13 protein-coding genes and 1 tRNA gene are annotated in these 20,554 nt (G+C 42.0%); 8 read left to right on the top strand and 6 right to left on the bottom strand.

Translation table 11 applies throughout. From position 1 onward, the window contains the following. Positions 1-13: 13 nt before the first annotated feature. Positions 14-1,072, bottom strand: coding sequence for a hypothetical protein (locus I4Q58_RS05100; RefSeq protein ID WP_203294490.1), 1,059 nt, complete (start codon positions 1,070-1,072; stop codon positions 14-16). A gap of 143 nt (positions 1,073-1,215) precedes the next feature. Between I4Q58_RS05100 and I4Q58_RS05095 the strand changes: the two genes are divergently transcribed. Both I4Q58_RS05095 and I4Q58_RS05090 read left to right on the top strand, forming a co-directional pair. After that, positions 1,216-3,858, top strand: a complete 2,643-nt coding sequence (locus tag I4Q58_RS05095; protein ID WP_203294488.1) for a DUF5916 domain-containing protein — start codon at positions 1,216-1,218, stop codon at positions 3,856-3,858. A gap of 109 nt (positions 3,859-3,967) precedes the next feature. Next, complete coding sequence (locus I4Q58_RS05090) at positions 3,968-4,708, top strand: hypothetical protein (protein WP_203294486.1); 741 nt, start codon at positions 3,968-3,970, stop codon at positions 4,706-4,708. Here I4Q58_RS05090 and polA read toward each other — a convergent pair. Beyond that, positions 4,705-7,542 carry a DNA polymerase I gene (gene polA / locus I4Q58_RS05085; RefSeq protein ID WP_203294484.1) on the bottom strand — a complete coding sequence of 946 codons (2,838 nt, stop codon included), beginning with the start codon at positions 7,540-7,542 and terminating at the stop codon, positions 4,705-4,707. The genes I4Q58_RS05090 and polA overlap by 4 nt on opposite strands. 386 nt (positions 7,543-7,928) lie before the next feature. Between polA and I4Q58_RS05080 the strand changes: the two genes are divergently transcribed. Then, positions 7,929-9,362: a cell wall anchor protein gene (locus tag I4Q58_RS05080; RefSeq protein ID WP_203294482.1), complete on the top strand. Its 1,434-nt coding sequence runs from the start codon at positions 7,929-7,931 to the stop codon at positions 9,360-9,362. Here the strand turns inward: I4Q58_RS05080 and I4Q58_RS05075 are convergent. Then, complete coding sequence (locus tag I4Q58_RS05075; RefSeq protein ID WP_203294480.1) at positions 9,348-10,010, bottom strand: polysaccharide deacetylase family protein; 663 nt, start codon at positions 10,008-10,010, stop codon at positions 9,348-9,350. The two genes, I4Q58_RS05080 and I4Q58_RS05075, sit on opposite strands and share 15 nt — an antisense overlap. Then, on the bottom strand, positions 10,010-13,309 hold the full coding sequence (locus I4Q58_RS05070) for a glycosyltransferase family 117 protein (RefSeq protein WP_203294478.1): 3,300 nt from the start codon (positions 13,307-13,309) through the stop codon (positions 10,010-10,012). The genes I4Q58_RS05075 and I4Q58_RS05070 overlap by 1 nt, the downstream gene beginning before the upstream one ends. A gap of 172 nt (positions 13,310-13,481) precedes the next feature. On the opposite strand from I4Q58_RS05070, the gene I4Q58_RS05065 reads away from it, so the two are divergent. Together I4Q58_RS05065 and I4Q58_RS05060 are read left to right on the top strand one after the other, a co-directional pair. Then, a tRNA-Gln gene (locus I4Q58_RS05065) sits at positions 13,482-13,554 on the top strand. Between the two features lie 424 nt (positions 13,555-13,978). After that, complete coding sequence (locus I4Q58_RS05060) at positions 13,979-14,452, top strand: hypothetical protein (RefSeq protein WP_203294476.1); 474 nt, start codon at positions 13,979-13,981, stop codon at positions 14,450-14,452. 5 nt (positions 14,453-14,457) lie between these two features. Here the strand turns inward: I4Q58_RS05060 and I4Q58_RS05055 are convergent, their stop codons facing one another. Together I4Q58_RS05055 and I4Q58_RS05050 are read right to left on the bottom strand one after the other, a co-directional pair. Next, positions 14,458-15,054, bottom strand: a complete 597-nt coding sequence (locus I4Q58_RS05055) for a hypothetical protein (protein ID WP_203294474.1) — start codon at positions 15,052-15,054, stop codon at positions 14,458-14,460. Further along, complete coding sequence (locus tag I4Q58_RS05050) at positions 15,051-15,872, bottom strand: universal stress protein (protein WP_203294472.1); 822 nt, start codon at positions 15,870-15,872, stop codon at positions 15,051-15,053. The genes I4Q58_RS05055 and I4Q58_RS05050 overlap by 4 nt, the downstream gene beginning before the upstream one ends. Before the next feature lie 163 nt (positions 15,873-16,035). Between I4Q58_RS05050 and rimP the strand changes: the two genes are divergently transcribed. From rimP to infB, 3 genes are read left to right on the top strand one after another with little or no spacing between them, the layout of a single operon-like run. Beyond that, complete coding sequence (rimP, locus tag I4Q58_RS05045) at positions 16,036-16,503, top strand: ribosome assembly cofactor RimP (protein WP_203294470.1); 468 nt, start codon at positions 16,036-16,038, stop codon at positions 16,501-16,503. A 3-nt stretch (positions 16,504-16,506) separates the two neighbouring features. Further along, positions 16,507-17,739: a transcription termination factor NusA gene (gene nusA, locus I4Q58_RS05040; protein WP_203294468.1), complete on the top strand. Its 1,233-nt coding sequence runs from the start codon at positions 16,507-16,509 to the stop codon at positions 17,737-17,739. 55 nt (positions 17,740-17,794) lie between these two features. After that, positions 17,795-20,500, top strand: a complete 2,706-nt coding sequence (infB, locus tag I4Q58_RS05035; protein ID WP_203294466.1) for a translation initiation factor IF-2 — start codon at positions 17,795-17,797, stop codon at positions 20,498-20,500. Positions 20,501-20,554 lie beyond the last annotated feature (54 nt).

Genomic DNA, 20,554 nt, shown 5'->3' with positions numbered 1-20,554 from the left:
AATTAACGTTCTGCTATTTGATGATAAACGGATTTTCGTTTTTGTAGTTTCGAATCACGAAATCCAAGGCGCTTTGTAGTACTTCCCCCATGTTTCTCGACTTTTTAAAGCGTACATCGCCGGTAAGTTCAAACAATCCCATCTTTAATTGTTCGATTTTCCCTGGAGGTGAAATAGCATCATTCTTCATACAATCCATCACTTCCTTCAATCTTCTACTTTCGCTAACGGCACGTTTGGCCAAAAGGGATCGCTCTTCACGTTTATATTGTTCTATCGAGGCTTCCTGAAGAACATCCATGGTCATGTTGACCAGCTTATTGTTTTCTTTTAGAAACTGAGGTTTATACACCTTTGCATTCCCTTCATAACTCTGTTGGTCGAAGTCGATGGCGCGAATTCGATATTGGATTCTATCGAAATCGTGGGTTAGCACCATAACATAATTATAGGAACGCATATCGCCCAGTAATCGAACAAAACAGCGCTCGTTGAACTTCACAAATTCCTTCGCTATCTCGCGCTTGTCGCGATCGGAACAATCATCCAAGTTATCCTCTAAAAAATCGTCGCCCGGAATTCCGGAGATGTGTTCTTCAATTAAGGTTGTATCATGCACCAAAAAATTGATATGGTTTGGTGAAAGCAGGTGTTCCAATTCTAAACCGTAGATGCGCGAAGCATCCGCTTTTTTGATATAGAGAAAGATGTAGTTGTCGTTTAGAATGTTTCGAACCTTCACTCTAAAAGGTTTCGAATTTCCGAAAGTGCAAAAATCGATGCTATCGATATTCAGGTAGGGCAGTAGCGAATCACTTCCGTCGGAATGAAGGATAGAATACATCTGCTTCAAACTATATTCAATCTCGTCGCGCTCGCTTTCAGCATAATAAACACTTACCCACAGCGTATCCTCGCCCTTGTCATCATGGATAGCGATGGAACCCTGAAACCGAAGCAAATCGTCATAATAAATAGGGATTTTAATCGTCCGACCATGTTTTTGAAGATAGGCCAATAGGTCTTCGGAAATAGGGTAAGCAGGTTTTTTCTTCGAAATGAGCTTTCGCATAAAATTGGATTCAAGCCCTTAAAGATAGGCATTTGAGAAAGGAATTCTGTCAAGCTAAAAATGTTAAAAATGAAAGTTTTACTATTAAAAGTGTCACGAAACGACTGAGCATCGGTCTATTAAGGTGAATCAATCAACCAACCATGCAGCGTTTATCAATTGCTTTAGCCATTAGCATACTGTTTTCATTTGTTGGAGTTAGCCAAACAGAAACCCCTTCCGACAGTCTCAAAAAACCAGAAAAACGGGTCTATACAACCACCTCCATTGACCAAAATGAAGCGCCCAAAATCGATGGGAATTTAAATGACGCGGCATGGTCGCTGGTCGATTGGGCGACCGACTATGTAGAAAACCAACCCGATAACGGGACGCCTCCAACCGAGCAGACAAAATTCAAAATTCTTTACGACGACAAAAATCTCTACGTGGCGTTTCGATGTTATGATGCGGAACCTGATAAAATTGAAAAACGCCTTTCACGTCGTGACGGTTTTGCGGGCGATTGGGTGGAAATTAATATCGATAGCTATAACGACGATCGAACTGGATTCTCCTTTACGGCTTCTGTTTCTGGAGTGAAGGGCGATGAATTTATTTCAAATAACGGCAATAACTGGGACAGTAGCTGGAACCCGATTTGGTATTTGAAAACGCAGGTAGATGCTGAAGGATGGACGGCTGAAATTCGAATTCCATTAAGTCAGTTACGCTTCGGGAAAGCCGATAACCAGGTTTGGGGGCTGCAAAGCACGCGACGTTATTTTAGAAATGAAGAGCGTTCGCTATGGCAGCCAGTATTACCCAATGCACCCGGTTGGGTAAGTGAATTTGGAGAGCTTCGTGGGTTGAAAGGCTTACAGCCACAAAAACAGATCGAGATTCAGCCGTACGGATTGGCACAACTCGATACCTATGAAGGAGAAGAGGGTAATCCTTTTCTCGACGGAAGCGATACGCGATTTACCGCAGGACTGGATGCGAAGATTGGCGTAACCAACGATTTAACCTTAGATGTAACCATAAACCCCGATTTTGGTCAAGTAGATGCTGACCCAGGCGCTATCGCTTTGGACGGTTTTGAGATTTTCTTTCAGGAGCGACGACCGTTTTTTGTAGAGAATAAGAATATTTTCGATTACAATTTTGCCGGAAATCAGGACAACTTGTTTTTCTCTCGCCGTATCGGAAGAACGCCGCAAGGCTCGGCGGTGGGAAGTGCGATTGCCTATGTGGATCAACCAGACAATACGACTATTTTGGGTGCCGCGAAATTTAGCGGGAAAACCCAGGATGGCTGGTCGATTGGCGTGTTGGAAAGCGTGACCGATAAAGAATATGCAGATGTTATTAATGAGGATGGTTCTGAAGAGGAGGTGTTGGTTGAACCGCTAACAAATTATGTAGTGGGAAGGGTTCAAAAGGACTTCAACAACCGAAATAGTTTTATAGGAGGAATCATTACAGGTACGCATCGCGATTTGGAAGGCAAATTGAATTTTCTTCACCAAAATGCGTATTCTGGCGGATTGGACTTTAAGCATAATTGGAAAGAACGAAAGTACTATGTGGAAGGAAGCGCAGTGATGAGTCAGGTAAATGGTAGCGAGGAAGCCATCACCCAAACCCAACAAAGTATTGTGCACCTTTTTCAGCGGAGCGATGCCAGCCATGTTTCGGTGGATACCACCCGGACTTCTTTAATGGGAACGGGCGGCCGATTTGAAATCGGAAAAGGTGGTGGTGGCGATTGGCGTTATAATGTAGGAGGGAATTGGCGTAGTCCGGAATTGGAGTTGAACGATATCGGTTTTCTCCGGCAAGCTGATGAAATTCGGCAATATGCCAATGTGTTTCGATTCTTCAACAAACCGACTTCATGGTATCGACAGGGAAATATTCGTTTCAATCAATTTTCGAGTTACGATTTTGAAGGAAACTATAATCGCATGCAATATGAAATAGGCTCATGGTTCAATTTCAAGAATAATTGGTGGGGTGAAATAGGCGGAGCACATAAGCCTCGCATTTATATCAATTCGTTTTTGCGTGGCGGTCCGCGCTGGCGGTATAGTGAAGAGAATTACTTTTTCGCCTTTATGGGAACCGATGGTCGGAAAAAATTAAGCGGTACGATAGGGTATGTGCATTCCCAAGCTAAACAGGACAATTTTGGCTTGCGACGCTACGAGCTTCGCTTGAACTATCAGCCATTGGATGCCTTGAGTATGTCATTGAACACCGAATTTGAAAATAGCCCTAATAAAACCCAATATGTAAGTCAGCAGGATTTTAATGGAACCACAAGATACATTACGGGAGAAATAGACCAGCAAACAATTAGTACGACGCTACGAGTGAATTATAACATCAATCCAGATCTTACAATTCAATTTTATGGGCAACCGTTTATTAGTCGCGGACGTTATAGCAACTTCAACTATGTGACAAATGCTACTGCGGAGGATTTAAACGAAAGGGTCAGTTTGTATGATACAAACCAAATCTCGGAACAAGACGGTGGCTTTTTGATTGACGAAAATCGTGATGGGACGACCGATTATTCCTTTGGAAACCCAGACTTTGCGTTTGTTCAGTTTCGTTCAAACCTCGTGATTCGGTGGGAATACATTCCCGGTTCAGAAGTATTTTTGGTTTGGTCGCAGGGCATTAATGGACTCGGCGATGCAGATAACGACTTCAATACGATTATCGATACACAGTTATTGCAACAGCGGCCTAGGAATACGTTTTTGATTAAAGCGACCTACCGGTTTGTATTATAAATGGTTTTGTCGAAATAATTATCCGTTCATCGAAAAGTCTGAGATTTCAAAATCCGGATTGTAGGTTTTTTCCGTAGGTATTATAGTTTCGCATAAAAACTAAATAACCATGAAGTTTCTCCTCAAATTTCAACTTTGCTTATTTCTTTATTCTAGTGTTATGTTGGCGCAAGTGGGTATTGGAACAACTGCTCCCGAAGCACAATTAGATATCCAATCTTCCAATAGTGGGTTACTCATTCCTCGTGTGGCACTTGCCTCAGATACTGATATTACAACTGTTACGAATCCGGAGGGAACACCTTTAGCGGAAAGTACCATGGTCTACAATACTGGAACAGGTGGATTAACTGAAGCTGGCTTTTATTTTTGGAATGGTGCCTCTTGGGATAAGTTAATCGATAATACCCCCTCTATGTGGGTTGGTAAGGCAACAATCACCGGCACTGGGAATTTAATTGTTAATGGCTTACCGTTTCAACCAAAACGCGTTGTTTTTACCGCCTATGCTAACATAGAGTCCTATAATATCAATGCCGATAATGGTGTTGGAAATAACAACAACGGTATTCCAAATACGTACGGTTCTATGCAAGGGTTTGCCTACGATGACGGCGGTACAATACAACAGCAGGTTATTTTTAATGGAGGATCGGGAAACTCGATAAATGATATTTCACGATATTCTTCCGATAGCCACTGTGTAGGAATACGATATGCCAATAATAACGGAAACAATTTGGGAATAACTTCTGCATCCTTGGCTAATTTCACAAGCAGCGGTTTCCGATTGAATGTGGATTCCCATGTCGATAATTTAGTAATTATTTATCAAGCATATCGCTATTAATGCGCCTCCAACCAATTTTCACCTACACCCAATTCAACATCTAAGGGAACCTTCATTTTATAGGCATTCTCCATTTCAGATTGTACCATCTGTTGAAGTTTGTCGAGTTCGTCTTTATGTGCATCGAAGACCAATTCATCATGTACCTGAAGTAGCATCTTACTCTTATAGCGTTCCGCTTTCAGTTTCTTGTGAATATTGATCATTGCGATCTTAATAATATCAGCGGCGCTTCCCTGAATCGGAGCATTTACCGCATTCCGCTCTGCGGCACCACGTACTACAGCGTTTCGCCCATTAATACCATTTAGATATCGTCTTCGTCCTAAAACCGTTTGTACATAGCCATGCTCGCGAGCAAAATCAACCTGCTCGCTGATATAATTTCGAAGTTTCGGATAGGTTTTGTAATAGGTATCGATAAGTTCCTTGGCTTCACTTCTAGACAAATCCGTCTGATTGCTCAATCCGAAGGCCGAAACACCATAAATAATTCCAAAGTTTACCGTTTTCGCATTGCTACGCTGTTCGCGGGTTACGTCAGCAATCGGGACATTGAATACTTTTGAAGCAGTGGAGGCGTGAATATCCTCACCGTTTTTAAACGCTTCAATCATCGTATCTTCATCACTTAAGGCTGCGATGATACGAAGCTCAATTTGTGAATAATCCGCCGCTAACAAAACATGGTTTTCATCTTTCGGGACGAATGCTTTTCGTACTTGTCGACCGCGTTCCGTACGAATCGGGATATTCTGAAGGTTTGGATTGTTACTGCTTAATCGTCCGGTAGCCGCTACCGTTTGCATATAATCGGTATGCACGCGATGGGTTTTTGGTGAAACCTGTTCCGGTAAGGCATCTACATAGGTGCTCTTCAGTTTGGTTAGTCCGCGATACTCAAGGACATCTCTGATAATTTTATGATCCTTTGCGAGATAGGAAAGTACATCCTCGGCAGTGGAGTACTGACCAGTTTTGGTCTTCTTCGGTTTGTCGACCAACTTCATTTTTCCGAACAAGATTTCACCTAACTGTTTTGGTGAAGCAATATTGAACTCTTCATCGGCTTCGGCATAGATGTCTTTTTCCAGTTGAAGAATATCGGTGTCCAGCGCATCGGAAAGCTCTTTTAGAAAATCGACATCCAATCGAATGCCTTCCAATTCCATATCGGCTAACACGCGCAATAAGGGTACTTCGATATCGTCGAATAAGGTTTGTGTATTGGCTTCGCCCAACTCTTTTTCAAAGTGTTTTTTTAGTTGAAGCGTAACGTCGGCATCCTCTACGGCATATTCGGTTTGGTCTTCTACTGAAACATCCCGCATCGATTTCTGATTCTTTCCTTTCTTCCCTATGAGCGATTCGATGGAAACTGGAGTATAGTTCAAATAAGTTTCCGACAGCACATCCATGTTATGACGCATATCGGGATTGATGAGGTAGTGCGCCAACATGGTATCGAATAACTTTCCCTTCACTTCAATATTGTAATTGGCTAAAACCTTGATGTCGTATTTCAGATTCTGACCGATTTTCTCAATTGTTTCATCTTCAAAAAAGGGACGAAGCGTTTCAATCATTTTTTGCGCTTCTTCTTTATCCTCAGGAATCGGAACATAAAAACCTTTTCCGGTTTCCCATGAGAAGGCAATTCCGACGAGTTCGGCTTCCAATGCATCCAAACTTGTGGTTTCGGTGTCGAAACACACACTTTTTTGCTGTTGTAACTGTTGAAGAAATAATTTTGTACCCATTCCCGGTTGGACGAGTTGGTAGAAATGCTCGGTATCATCAATCGTTTTCCGCGAATTGTATTTCTTGATATCCTCGGCGGGTTCGCCATCCCCTCCGAAAAGTGAAAACTGACCAGATCCAGCGGGTTTTGAAAGTTTTTCGGCCGATTCGGTGTTGGAAACCTGGGTAGCGGAATCGGATTCGTCTTCACCTGAAAACAACTTCAAAAATTGGTCGCGTAACCTTCTAAATTCCAATTCTTCAAAAATCTCCTGTACTTTTTGGGCATCGGGTTGCGAAAGCTCGTAGTCTTTTTCATCGAAGGTAACATCGCAATCGGTGAAAATGGTCGCTAGTTTTTTCGACAGTCGACCAAGCTCCGCATTATCGATCACTTTTTCCTTCATTTTTCCTTTCAACTTGTCGGTATTCTCCAACAGACCTTCCATCGAGCCAAATTGCTTGATGAATTTTTTAGCGGTTTTGTCGCCTACGCCGGGTAAGCCAGGAATATTATCGCTGCTATCGCCCATCATTCCGAGGTAATCAATAACCTGTTCTGGACGCTCAACCCCAAAGCGTTTTTGCACTTCGGGAATACCCCAGATTTCGATGGCATTTCCCATTCGGGCGGGACGGTACATAAAGATGTTTTCTGAGACTAACTGACCAAAATCCTTATCGGGCGTTACCATAAACACCTGATAATTTTCCTTTTCAGCCTGCTTTGCCAACGTACCAATTATATCGTCGGCTTCCATACCGGAGATTTCGATACAGGGAATGTGCATGGCTTTTAGAATATCTTGAATAATCGGGATGGATTCGCGAATAACCTGTGGGGTTTCGTCGCGATTGGCTTTATAATCCTCAAACATCTCGGTACGTTCGGCACTTCCATCCTTATCGAAGCAGACCGCTAAATGGCCAGGCTTTTCCCGCCGAATAACATCGAAGAGGGAATTTACAAATCCCATGATGGCGCTGGTATCCTGCCCTTTGCTGTTAATTCGTGGATTTTTTATTAATGCGTAATAGCCACGAAAGATGAGGGCATAAGCATCGAGAAGGAAAAGTCGTTTTTGATCTGACATTGAAAATGGTTGAGGTTCCCTTCAAAAATAAAAAGAAGCTTTCAGAAACCGTTGTAAATGGAATAAAAAAAGCCGCTCCTCCTCAAAAGCGGCTTAATGGCTAAGTCTGTTATTTGGAATCCAAAAGTTTCGACACTTCAAAGATAGCGTAATGGACTTCAATTAAGTTTATTGAAAGATTACCATGGGGTTATATTAGTGTGCTTCCATGGGTCAAGATATTGATCTTCAGAAAGGAGAAAACCAATTCTTCAATGGCTTCGTAAATATTTAAGAAAGTTGACAGAAAATTAGCACAACTTTATAAAAAAATATCGATTTAATAGCTAATTTATACGTCAAACAGTTATAGATTTGCCGAAAATTTTTTGAAAAATGTTATCCCCATGAAGACAATTACTAGATTATTGCTGCTGTTGGCAGTTATCCCAATGGCATATTCCCAAGTTGGAATAGGTACTACCAATCCCGATCCGAGTGCAATGTTGGAAATCGAGTCGACCGAACACGGTTTTTTGGCACCACGTATGACGACCGTACAACGAAACAATATTAGCAGTCCTGCCGAGAGTCTTTTTGTTTACGATACCGATGAAGATGCTTTTTTCTATTATGATACAGCTTCGAGTTCGTGGATTAGGTTACTTGCCGATGATGTTAAAAGAGACAATTATAAATTGGTGAAGTCGGTAGCCGATTTAAATGAAGAATTAACTGCTGGTGGTGGATCGACCTACCAACTACAAACGAATTACCTATATGAAATAAACGGTGCCATTACCCTCGATTTTCCCATCGATATGAATGGCGCTTATATTGAAGGAGTAGACGTGGGACAGGATATTCTTATTAATGGTTCTGGTGGAACATTGTTTCAAGGAGGCTCTGGAAGCATTCGAAATGTGACCATCAATGGAAATGGCAATCAAGTTTTTAATCTTTCAGGTGGTGGAAACTTGGTGATAAACAGTAGTATCATTGCAGGAGCTAGCAGTGTGGGAACACTTACTGGGCTAAATGTCGTCTTTTTCAATGTGGTGCAATATGTGAATAATACCGATGGTTTTGATGTTTCAGATATTACCTCTTTTTTTATGCAGAATGCGTTTTGGACTACTACGAATACGGGAACGTTTTTAAATTTATCGGGAACTTTCAGTAATTTTCAAATCGCTAACGGTAGAATCGTATCTGAAACGGGTGAAACGGGAATTGATGTTAGTTCCAACCCGAGTATAACAAATGATGCGTCTATTTCCGAGATTAGTTTTATTGGTGATGGTACTCGCATTAATGGGTTTAATCCAGAACCGTATACGGGCTATAATTTTCCTGTAGGATGGGATGTAAGATCTTCTGGTGTGCCTCTTGAAACAGATGATGTAGCGGCTGGAAATTTTTATTTCACGGGGAGTCTAACGACTGGATTTTCACAAACTATCGGAAACGGGACTGCAAGGGAAATTGAAGGTGGAACATTTTCGACAGATAATCTGTTCCGTTTCAATTCCGCTGGCGGAAATCGGCTAATCTATCAGGGAGAGAAGGCAAGGAGCTTTCAGGTTAATGCTTCCCTGTCGATTCGAGTTATTGGCGCGACTAGTGACTTTTATACATTCGTGCTGGCAAAAAATGGAACCTTGATCACGGAATCGAATGCTACCGTTCGGATAACCAATGATTCTGATATCCAAAATGTTGCGCTGAATGCCGTTACAAATTTACAAACAGGAGACTATATAGAAGTATTTGTTCAGCGACTTACCGGGTCGGGCAATGATACGTTGGTAGTATTCTCAGAAAACCTAAGTATTAAATAATCCTTCCGTTTTCCAACCTTTGGAAGTAATAAGATCTAAAACCTTCGGTAGCACATATCGAAGGTTTTTTTCTGCCTTTAGGCTATCGTGAAAGATAACAATACTACCCGGTCGAATTGCTTTTTTGGTTTGGGTGAAGCATTTTTCGGGTGAAAGCGTCGTATCGAAATCGTAAGTGAGTACGTCCCACATTACAATAGTATATGCTTTCTGTTGAAGCTGCTTTGCCTGGGCTGACGTAAGCTTACCGTAGGGAGGACGAAATAGCATTTTGGAATTTTCGATTTTCGATTTTCGATTTGAAAAATTAGAAATTGTCGTTTCCGCTTTTTCAACCTCTCGAAGATATGTTTGCGTTTGGGTTTTCCAACCATTTACATGATGCTGCGTATGATTGCCTACAGCATGACCTTCGGTTAGAATTCTGTTGAAGACTTCTGGATGCTTTTGGATGTTTTCACCAATACAGAAAAAGGTCGCTTTCGCATGATACTCCGCTAATGTGTCGAGTACCCAAGGAGTGACTTCAGGAATAGGACCATCATCGAAAGTGAGGAATACGGTTTCAGTAGAACGAGAAAACGACCATATCCTTTTCGGATACAGCCGTTTTATTATTGAGGGTGTTTTTGTGGGAAACAGTCGCATTATTGGTTTTCCATAATCGCCTCGATCACTTCATCTGGAATAGTATCATTCAACATTTCCACCGAGTCTTCCTGTTGAAGATTTTCATCAACATCTACACCTTCCTCTTCACTGTAAAAGTGACGGAACAATCGTAAATAATCGTTGAAGGTTTCAGCTTCCTGACGGGCGAAGGCTTCTTCATCATACACAATAACGATATCTACCAACCCGCGATAGCGTTCCATGTCGCTGATGATTTCATCGGCTATTGGATATTGTCGGCTTACTTTCAAGCCGCTGTAATACAATAATTTTTCCTGGTATTTAGCAGAGACTTCTTCAAATAAACTACGCGCTTTGTCTTCCGCGCCCACTTCATAGTATCCTAGTACATAGGGTTCTAGTAGTGAATAGTATTCGAAATACTTCACCGGCATCTTTTCCATCGCGAGATCCAATACATTTTCAGCTTTTTCAAGTTGCCCATCATTAATGAGCGCTTCCGCCAATCGTGCTAAATTGCTACGATATGTAATAGAGTTCCGTCGCGTTTCGGTATCGTGATAAATATCTGGGCTGCCGCTATTGCCCCAATCCCATTTCATCACAATATCATACATCTTATCAGGATCTACCCGTCCCATATCGAATGGATTTCGCGGATTAATAGGCGTTCGGATAGGCACTAATTTGTACACAACCCCATCTAATTGAAGATAGTCCTTCATCCATAAATAATCATCGTCGCCGAAAGCACCACCGCTGAAATATATCGGACGTTCCCAGTTGTTGTTAGCGATGATGTCTAACATGAGCATACGATTCTTATAAATGATATTTCCTTTCAGGGTGATATAGATATTATCCACAATTTTATCTGCATCCTCTTGCGGTACGATGCCGTTTTCCAACACTGCTTGTTTGTCTACAGGAATCCGAATGGTTTTGGAAGGGAACGTATGGGCCATTTGATTGCTTTCCAACTCTACTTCGGTATTCGGGCTATCATCGGCTACCCAATTCATCCACGTGTTAATATCGACGGTATCCCGACGCGTTTGCTGATAGTATAGGAAGTCGCGTGTTCCATATTTGTATTGGTCATGCGTAAGTTGTGAAGGAATCGGATCGCTATCGAATGCTTTCTTCTTCATATCATCGATATACCAAGCCGTTTGGAAGAGGCTGGTATTTACGATACGAACATCCTGACGGTATCCTTCAATATTTTGCGCATACCAAAGTGCGAAAGTATCATTATCGCCAATTGTAAATAATATGGCGTTTTCATCCACCGAATCCAGATACATCTTCGCCATACTATTAGCAGTATAACGATTTGATCGATCATGATCGTCCCAGTTTTGAGTAGCCAAAAGTATCGGACCTGCCAATGCGGTAGCTCCAAATACTATTGGGAGTGCCATTTTCGGTTTAAGGTAGTCCTTCAACAGGTCGTATAAGGCGTATACGCCAAAGCCAATCCACATAGCAAAAACATAGAAGGATCCCACTAATGCATAATCGCGTTCTCGAGGTTCGAAAGGCCTTTCGTTAAGGTATATTTTTAGTGCGATTCCGGTGAAAAGGAAAAAGACCAACAATACCCAGAAATTCTTTTGATCTTCTTTCAGGTGAAAAAGGATTCCAAGTATTCCCAAAATTAATGGTAGGAAATAATAGGTATTTCGTGCCTCATTGTCCTTTGCGTCACTATAAAGGTTATCCTGCGACCCTAATCGCAATTCGTCAATAAATTCGATGCCACTTAGCCAATTTCCATGAAGATCGTCCATTTTCCCTTGAACGTCGTCTTGTCGGCCGGCAAAATTCCACATAAAGTAGCGCCAATACATATAGCCAAATTGGTACTGGAACATAAACTTCAGGTTTTGTCCGATAGAGGGCTTCTCGATATCAAGCGCTAAGCCAAATTCCTGCATGAACTTATGGTAGTCCTCAGCATCTACCAGTCCTTGGTTATACGCTTGCTGAAACTTTTGAATTTCCTGAACCAGTCTAGGCTCACCACTATATTCTGGTTTTATGGAAAATTCCAAGCCTTCGGTAAACTCCAAGTAATTTGCGCTGTTTTCAATACTCCACATTCGTGGTAGGAAGGCCTTTTGGGAATCATCGGTGTTTTGATTGGCGTTTTTATAATTATTTACGATTACGTATTTGCCATTTTCCTCATCCTGCTCATATTTTGGCTTGTCATCCTTATACGGATTGTCAGGGTCTAGGCCAACGTATGCTTCAGTAAAAAGCGGACCGTAAAATAAATGGGTTTCAGGATACTGTTCGCGATTATAATAGGCCAAAAGCTCTCTTGCATTCTCAGGGTTATTCTCATTAATAACCGTTCCGGCATTTGCCCGGATGGGAAGCATCAACCAACTCGAAAATCCTATGAAAATAAAAAGGATACACAGGAGAAGGGTGTTCAGTTGGTAAAAGCTTTTTTTTCGTGTGTATCGTAAGAGATAGATGAAAAGCCCAATAAATAGCAGCCCTGCAATGACAGTTCCGCTATGGAAAGGCATGCCGATGCTGTTTACGAAAAACAATTCCGAGGCACTGAAAAACTTCATCGTCATCGGAAGCAATAGCTTAAAAATAAACAGCAAGATTGCGACACTCACGAATGTAGCAATGATGAAATTCTTGGTAGTTACTTTCTTATAATTTTTGAAGAAATACAAAAAGCCCATTGCGGGGATGGTTAATAACCCCATAAAGTGAACCCCAAAAGACAATCCGATGATAAAGGAAATAAGAATGACCCAACGGTTCCCCCTGGGGGTATTCATTTCGCGTTCCCAGCGAAGCGCACAATAAAAGAGGATGGCCATAATACAGGCAGCAGAAGCGTACACTTCGGCTTCTACGGCATTAAACCAGAAGCTATCGGTGAAGGCAAAGGCTAACGAACCGATAAAAGCGCTGCCCAGGATTCCAATTTGGTTGGACTTGGAGAGGGTAGTATTTTTTGAAATGACATTGGTAAGTAACATCGTTAGCGACCAAAACATGAACAAGATGGTAAAGGCGCTAGCAAAAACGGACATCAAGTTAATAGTGAGTGCGATATTGGTTGGTTCCATGGCGAAGATGGAAAAGAAAGCACCAAGCAATTGATACAGCGGGGCTCCGGGAGGGTGGCCTACTTCCAGGTTACTTGCTGTGGTTATATATTCTCCAGCATCCCAAAAACTAGCGGTGGGTTCTACAGTTAGCCAATATGTAATAAGGGCGATGGCAAAGGCTGTCCATCCAAGAATTTGATTCCATTTCTGAAATGAAAAAGTAGCCATGGGCAAATCTATTTTAAAAGGCGAAAATACTAATAATTACACTAGGAAGGCCTAACAAAAACTACTAACGTGAAAGCGGGCAGCATATTTTGTGAAGATGAAGCCAAGTTTTTTGGCAGATTTATTTGTAGGTGCAAAAGTTTGTATTAAATTTGCATCCGCATTATGGAATTGGCCCATGGTGTAACTGGCAACACGTCTGGTTTTGGTCCAGAAGAGTCTAGGTTCGAGCCCTAGTGGGCCAACAAGAAGACCGAACTTCAACAAGTTCGGTTTTTTTATTTCTGGGAATTGCGGCGAGAAGCCTGTGCCGCTGAATAGCGGCAAGCCCTACCCGCCCGTACCGAACGGTACCTGCCCGAAATTTGTCAGGTGAGCGTTCGGGCGGGGTGGGCCAACAAAACGACCGAACTTTAACGAGTTCGGTTTTTTTATTTTTGGGAATTGCAGGCGAGGACCTGCCTGCCGTAGGCAGGGTTTACCCTGAGCGAAGTCGAAGGGAGCCCTACCTGCCCGCCGGAGCGGAGCGAAGGAGGGGTGGGCCAACAATTAAATTTGAATCCCTGTCTAACCGGCAGGGATTTTTGTTTTGAAAGCCCTTCTTTTTTCAACTCATTCCAAATTTCTTTATATTTTACTTTATCTTAGTGTTCACTAAATCAATCTGTTATGGAATTTCATTGGTATCAATTAATGATTCCGCTGGCGGCCGGTGGCTTGGGATATTATGCAAGGCATTTAATCGAGCGTCGCCGCGAGCTTCAGAATAAGGTGAATGAAAGGCGTCGAGAAGTGTATCAAAAATTTGTCAATTTGGTAATAGACGATCTAGTTGAGGTTGGAAAAGAGCCTCCAGAACCTCCCCAGAACCTAAGTCATAACAAAATGTTCGATTTCCTAAAGGAATATATGCTGTATGCATCTCCAGATGTGGTGAATGCTTTTGGCGACTATCGTCAATATATTTTTAAGGAGGTCTATGGAAAGGAGAAAATAGATACCCGAATGCAGTACCAGAAACTTTCAAAAGTGATTATGGAGATGCGGGAGGATTTAGGATTGTCCAATAAGGATATCGGGACCTTTGGCGAACGGACATTTAAGGCTGTGCTCATCGATTATTATCACTATTTTAAAAGCTAATACGATTAGCGGTTTAGCATTGGAACGCTTTCTGTTAACAGCCGCCATGTGTATCCTTCATCCGACGAAGTGTCCAAGTCGAAGACCGAATAATGCCGAACTACTTTTGTGGCGTCCTTTGGATCTCTCCAAAATGGCCGTAGGGTATCGCTCATGTGGCTTTTATGAATGGCAAATCCATTCACCAAGGGCAGCCACCTTCCTTCACGAAAAATAAAAAGGTGGTACTTGTTGAATTGCGGGTCTTCTAATTGGGTGCGTGCTACCAATATGTCGGTAGGAAATGCCTCGTCGGAATAGACCTCTAGCTTCGTAGCTACTGCTTTTGGCAGACTTATTTTTCCGATTTCTTCATGCTCTGAAAACAACGCCATTCCAGTACCATGCTTATTTTTTTTAGGGTATACATAAAACGAATCGTTTGAACCCATGAAATCGCCACGCACCGCGCCATATGGTAGTGTTTCTTCTATTGGTGAGGTATCCGTACTTTCGACAGAGTCCTTTGGGCCACCAATAACGTGCTCTTCAGAGTTTTTTGAGGGGGTGCCGCAGCTTAAAAGAAAAAAACTAATTATCAAAAAGATAAGAGGATTCATCAAATCTTAAAGGTTATCACGGGCATATTGGCATGGTTCACCAAATCTTCACTAATACTTCCATTAAAGAAATGCGCCAAGCCTTTTCGACCATGTGTGCTCATGCCTACCAATTGGGCTTTGCTGTTTTTGGCAAAGTTGAGAATTCCTTTTTCAACTGAAACATCATTATAAATATGAAGGGAGTAATTTTCAGCATTCATCCCAGCAATAAAATTCTCCATAATCGCATGCGCTTGCTCTGAGGTTTTAAAGCCACTTGGGGTGTTCACATATAATAAATGCATTTTGGCGTCCAATAACTTGGCAACCTCCAAGGCTTCCTTAAACGGTTTTTTGCATTCTTCGGAAAAATCTGTGGCAAAAACAAAATCATTCACATTGAAATCGGCATGATCGTTCTTAATGACCAATACCGGAATTTTTGAGGTTCGGACTACTTTTTCGGTATTGCTGCCGATAAACATTTCCTTAAAGCCACTCGCACCATGCGAACCCATAACAACCAAGTCTATATTATTGACCTCAACAGCTTTTATGATGTCCTCGTAAATTTCTTCATGACCTATGGCCTCAAAAACTTCAAGATCCTGAAGGTAGGGACGCGTTAATATATCGGCAAAACGTTTTTCAGTAAGCTTGATGAAATAAACTGATTCTGGCATCGCTCCTGTGTTGCTCGAGTTTGCCAGGTGGTTGGGTAATTCAACCGTATGAAATAAATACAGTTCGCTATCGTGCTTTCGAGCGAGTTGCGCAGCTACTTTTAAAGCGTTTTCAGCTTGATCGGAAAAATCGGTGGGTACTAAAATCCGTTTCATTAATAATGCTTTTTTTGGGTTGGTTTTTGAATAGGTAAAGTACATAATTATTTCATTATATGCCTCATTTTTATATTACTAAAAAATGTAATATATTTGCACAGAATTACTAAAGCTACTAGCCGAGGGGACGATAAGTCCCCTCTTTTTATAGCAATATTTTATGAAGGAGAGAGTTAAAGAGTTGATAGATAAGGCATTACATGAAAATCCATCCTTATTTTTGTTGGATTTTACGGTAACTGATGATAATCGGATAAAAGTGATAGTAGATGGCGATCAAGGAGTTACGGTCGAGGATTGCATTCAGCTAAGTCGCGCCATCGAACATAATTTAGATCGCGAAGAAGAGGATTTTTCGCTCGACGTAATGTCGGCGGGCGTGTCGGAGCCACTTCAAATGCCGCGTCAGTATAAAAAGAACGTGGGACGAAAGCTGAAGGTAACCACAACCGATAATCAAGAAATTGAAGCGACTTTGTCGGAAGCAACCGACGAGGCCATTACATTAAATTGGAAAGTACGCGAACCAAAACCTGTGGGGAAAGGTAAGCATACGGTAAAAAAAGAAGCGATTTTGCCCTACGGTGAAATTGAACAAGCAAAAGTGAAGATAACATTTAATAAATAGCAGATGGAAAATTTAGCGTTGATCGATTCCTTTTCGGAGTTTAAGGATGACAAGCTCATAGACCGGGTAACGCTCATGGCAATTTTGGAAGAAGTGTTCCGAAATGCCTTGAAGAAGAAATTTGGAAGCGATGATAATTTCGATATTATTATCAACCCAGATAAGGGCGATTTGGAAATCTGGCGGAACCGTGTCGTGGTAGCCGATGGCGAAGTGGAAGAGCCGAACGAGGAAATTTCACTTACAGAAGCACGCAAAATTGAGCCAGACTTTGAAATTGGTGAAGATGTTTCTGAAGAAGTGAAACTAGCACAATTGGGCCGGCGTTCTATTTTAGCATTGCGCCAAAATTTGATCTCTAAAATCCATGAACACGATAATACCAATATTTATAAGCAGTTCAAGGAGCTTGAAGGTGAAATATATACGGCTGAGGTACACCATATCCGTCACCGTGCCGTAATTTTATTGGATGATGAAGGGAATGAGATTATCCTGCCAAAGGATAAACAGATTCCATCCGATTTCTTCCGCAAGGGAGATAACGTACGCGGTATCATTGAAAGTGTCGAGTTGAAAGGAAACAAACCTGCTATCATTATGTCTCGAGCAAATCCATTGTTCCTTGAGAAATTATTCGAGCAGGAAATTCCTGAAGTGTTCGACGGACTGATTACCGTGAAAAAAGTAGTGCGAATTCCAGGTGAAAAGGCAAAAGTAGCCGTAGATTCGTACGACGATCGTATCGATCCGGTTGGAGCATGTGTTGGGATGAAAGGATCTCGTATTCACGGAATTGTTCGCGAACTCGGAAATGAGAATATCGACGTAATAAATTATACCAACAATTTACAGTTGTTTATCACGCGTGCATTGAGTCCAGCGAAAGTAACGTCAATGAATATCAATGAAGAGACAAAGCGTGTGGAAGTACTGCTTCGTCCTGAAGAGGTTTCAAAAGCGATTGGACGTGGTGGACACAACATCCGTTTGGCTGGTCAATTAACAGGTTACGAGATTGATGTATTGCGTGAAGGCGCTGAAGAAGATGTGGAATTGAAAGAGTTCTCCGATGAAATCGAAGATTGGATTATCGCTGAATTTCATAAAATTGGCTTGGATACGGCCAAGAGTATCTTGGAATATGATGTAGAGGATTTGGTGAAAAGAACCGACCTTGAGGAAGAGACGGTAAAAGAAGTTATCCGTATATTAAAAGAAGAATTTGAAGAGTAGTACAAACTTTATACTACTTTTACACAATAATTATTAGCAAACAGGAAGCATTTATATGGCTGAAGCAAAAACAATGAGGCTCAATAAAGTACTTCGCGAATTCAATATTTCGCTAGATCGTGCTGTGGATTTCCTAAAGGAAAACGGGCATGAAATAGAGGCACGCCCTACTACTAAAATTACAGGCGAGCAATACGAAGTGCTTTTTGAGGAATTTCAAACGGACAAGAGCAAAAAGAAGGAGTCCAAAGAAGTTGGAGAAGAAAAACGTAAGGAAAAGGAGGAATTGCTTCAAGCCCGTCAGCGCGAAATCGAGGAGAAGAAGAAAAAAGAGGAAGAGGTCGTAAAGGCATCTGCTAAGCTCGACGGACCAAAACAGGTTGGCAAGATCGATCTTGACGGCGATAAGAAGAAAGAGGCGAAAGAAGAGAAAGAAGCTCCGAAAGAGGAGAAGCCTAAAGACGAAAAGCCGAAGGAAGAGGCCAAGAAGGTAGAAACTCCGAAGGAAGAAAAGAAAGAGGAAGAGCCGAAGAAAGAGGAGAAGAAAGAAGCGCCGAAAAAAGAAGCTCCGAAGGCGAAGGAAGAGGAAAAGGAAAAGGAAAAAGAAAAAGCCTCTGAAGAGCCTAAGAAAGATGATACCGTAACCACCAATTATAAAAAGTTGGATGGTCCGAACTTTACAGGTGAAAAAATTGACCTTTCCAAGTTCAAAAAACCTGAAAAGAAGAAAAAGGATAAGGACGACGATAATAAAGGAAAAAGAGGAAAACGTCGCCGTATCAGTAAAAAGACGTCCAAAAAAGATTATAGATCAAATAAAGGCCGTAAAGGTCGCTCGCACGCTCCTAAAGAAGAGCCTACTGAAGAAGAAATCCAAAAGCAGGTTCGGGAGACCCTTGAAAAACTTCAAGGGAAATCTTCCAAAGGAAAAGGAGCGAAGTATCGTCGCGAGAAACGAGATACCCACCGTCAAAAATCTGAAGAAGAACAAGCACAGCAAGAGGCAGACAGCAAACTGTTGAAGGTAACCGAATTTGTTACCGTTAGCGAAGTGGCAACCATGATGGATGTGCCCGTTACAAAAGTGATTTCTGCTTGTATGTCGCTCGGAATGATGGTGACCATGAACCAACGACTGGATGCGGAAACGCTTTCGATTGTGGCTGAAGAATTCGGCTACGATGTAGAATTCGTTACTGCCGATATTGAAGAGTCCTTCCAAGTTGAGGAAGATGCTCCAGAAGATTTAAAAGGACGTGCACCAATCGTTACCGTAATGGGTCACGTAGATCACGGTAAAACATCCCTATTGGATTATATACGTGAGGAAAACGTAATCGCTGGTGAGTCGGGTGGTATTACACAGCATATAGGTGCCTATGGAGTACAGTTAGAGGACGGACAAAAAATTGCATTCTTGGATACGCCTGGTCACGAGGCCTTTACTGCAATGCGTGCTAGAGGTACACAGGTAACCGACCTTGCGATTATTGTAATCGCTGCCGATGACGATATTATGCCGCAAACAAAAGAGGCAATCAGTCACGCACAAGCGGCTGGTGTCCCAATTGTATTTGCGATTAACAAAATTGATAAGCCAACGGCGAATCCCGATAAAATTAAGGAAGGCCTTGCTAGCATGAATTTATTGGTTGAAGATTGGGGTGGAAAAATCCAATCACACGATATTTCAGCTAAAACAGGTGATGGTGTTAAAGAATTACTTGAGAAAGTATTGCTCGAAGCTGAAATATTAGAGCTGAAAGCCAATCCAAATAAAGTTGCTAACGGTACAGTGGTAGAAGCGTACCTCGACAAAGGTCGTGGGTATGTCTCAACCGTACTGGTACAAAACGGTACGCTAAATATTGGTGATTATGTACTTGCCGGTCAACACAGCGGTAAAATTAAGGCAATGCAGGATGAGCGTGGAAATAACGTAAAAGCTGCTGGACCTTCAACACCGGTTTCTATTTTAGGACTGGACGGTGCGCCACAGGCGGGTGATAAATTTAACGTCTTTGAAGATGAACGTGAAGCGAAAGATATCGCTAACAAACGTACACAGTTGCAGCGTGAACAATCGGTTCGAACGCAGCGTCATATTACGCTAGATGAAATCGGCCGACGAATTGCCTTAGGCGACTTCCAGGAATTGAATATTATTCTGAAAGGTGATGTGGATGGTTCGGTTGAAGCATTGACGGATTCTTTCCAAAAGCTTTCAACAGAAGAAATTCAAGTGAATATCATTCACAAAGGAGTAGGTGCCATTACTGAAAGTGACGTGCTGCTTGCTTCGGCTTCCGATGCGATTATTATCGGGTTTAATGTTCGCCCAATGGGGAACGCCCGACAAATTGCCGATAAGGAAGAAATCGATATCAGAACATACTCTATTATCTACGATGCGATTAACGACCTGAAAGATGCTATGGAAGGTATGTTGTCGCCAGAGATGAAAGAGGAGATTACTGGTACCGCAGAAATTCGAGAGACCTTCAAGATTTCCAAAATCGGAACCATCGCAGGGTGTATGGTAACCAGTGGAAAAATCTATCGAAGCAGCAGTGTACGCCTTATCCGTGAAGGTGTGGTTGTATACACTGGAGAGCTAGCTTCCTTAAAACGTTTTAAAGACGATGTGAAGGAAGTATCGAAAGGATACGATTGCGGTATGCAAATCAAGAACTATAACGACATCAAAGAAGGGGACGTTGTGGAAGCCTTCCAAGAGGTGGCCGTTAAGAAAAAGCTGTAATCACAGTTTACATAGAATGAAAAAGCCCGGAAATTCCGGGCTTTTTTTATGAGT

The organism is Luteirhabdus pelagi, assembly GCF_016827595.1.
GTDB lineage: Bacteria > Bacteroidota > Bacteroidia > Flavobacteriales > Flavobacteriaceae > Luteirhabdus > Luteirhabdus pelagi.
Note: the sequence above shows the minus strand (reverse complement) of the source record. Positions and strands in the feature narration are given on the sequence as shown.

Excerpts from the sequence above, each read along its gene's own strand:
- I4Q58_RS05050 (WP_203294472.1), bottom strand. The coding sequence starts at position 15,872 with ATGAAACGGATTTTAGTACCCACCGATTTTTCCGATCAAGCTGAAAAC.
- I4Q58_RS05075 (WP_203294480.1), bottom strand. The coding sequence starts at position 10,010 with ATGCGACTGTTTCCCACAAAAACACCCTCAATAATAAAACGGCTGTAT.
- rimP (WP_203294470.1), top strand. The coding sequence starts at position 16,036 with ATGAAGGAGAGAGTTAAAGAGTTGATAGATAAGGCATTACATGAAAAT.
- I4Q58_RS05095 (WP_203294488.1), top strand. The coding sequence starts at position 1,216 with ATGCAGCGTTTATCAATTGCTTTAGCCATTAGCATACTGTTTTCATTT.
- I4Q58_RS05090 (WP_203294486.1), top strand. The coding sequence starts at position 3,968 with ATGAAGTTTCTCCTCAAATTTCAACTTTGCTTATTTCTTTATTCTAGT.
- I4Q58_RS05060 (WP_203294476.1), top strand. The coding sequence starts at position 13,979 with ATGGAATTTCATTGGTATCAATTAATGATTCCGCTGGCGGCCGGTGGC.
- I4Q58_RS05070 (WP_203294478.1), bottom strand. The coding sequence starts at position 13,309 with ATGGCTACTTTTTCATTTCAGAAATGGAATCAAATTCTTGGATGGACA.
- polA (WP_203294484.1), bottom strand. The coding sequence starts at position 7,542 with ATGTCAGATCAAAAACGACTTTTCCTTCTCGATGCTTATGCCCTCATC.
- nusA (WP_203294468.1), top strand. The coding sequence starts at position 16,507 with ATGGAAAATTTAGCGTTGATCGATTCCTTTTCGGAGTTTAAGGATGAC.
- I4Q58_RS05080 (WP_203294482.1), top strand. The coding sequence starts at position 7,929 with ATGAAGACAATTACTAGATTATTGCTGCTGTTGGCAGTTATCCCAATG.
- infB (WP_203294466.1), top strand. The coding sequence starts at position 17,795 with ATGGCTGAAGCAAAAACAATGAGGCTCAATAAAGTACTTCGCGAATTC.
- I4Q58_RS05100 (WP_203294490.1), bottom strand. The coding sequence starts at position 1,072 with ATGCGAAAGCTCATTTCGAAGAAAAAACCTGCTTACCCTATTTCCGAA.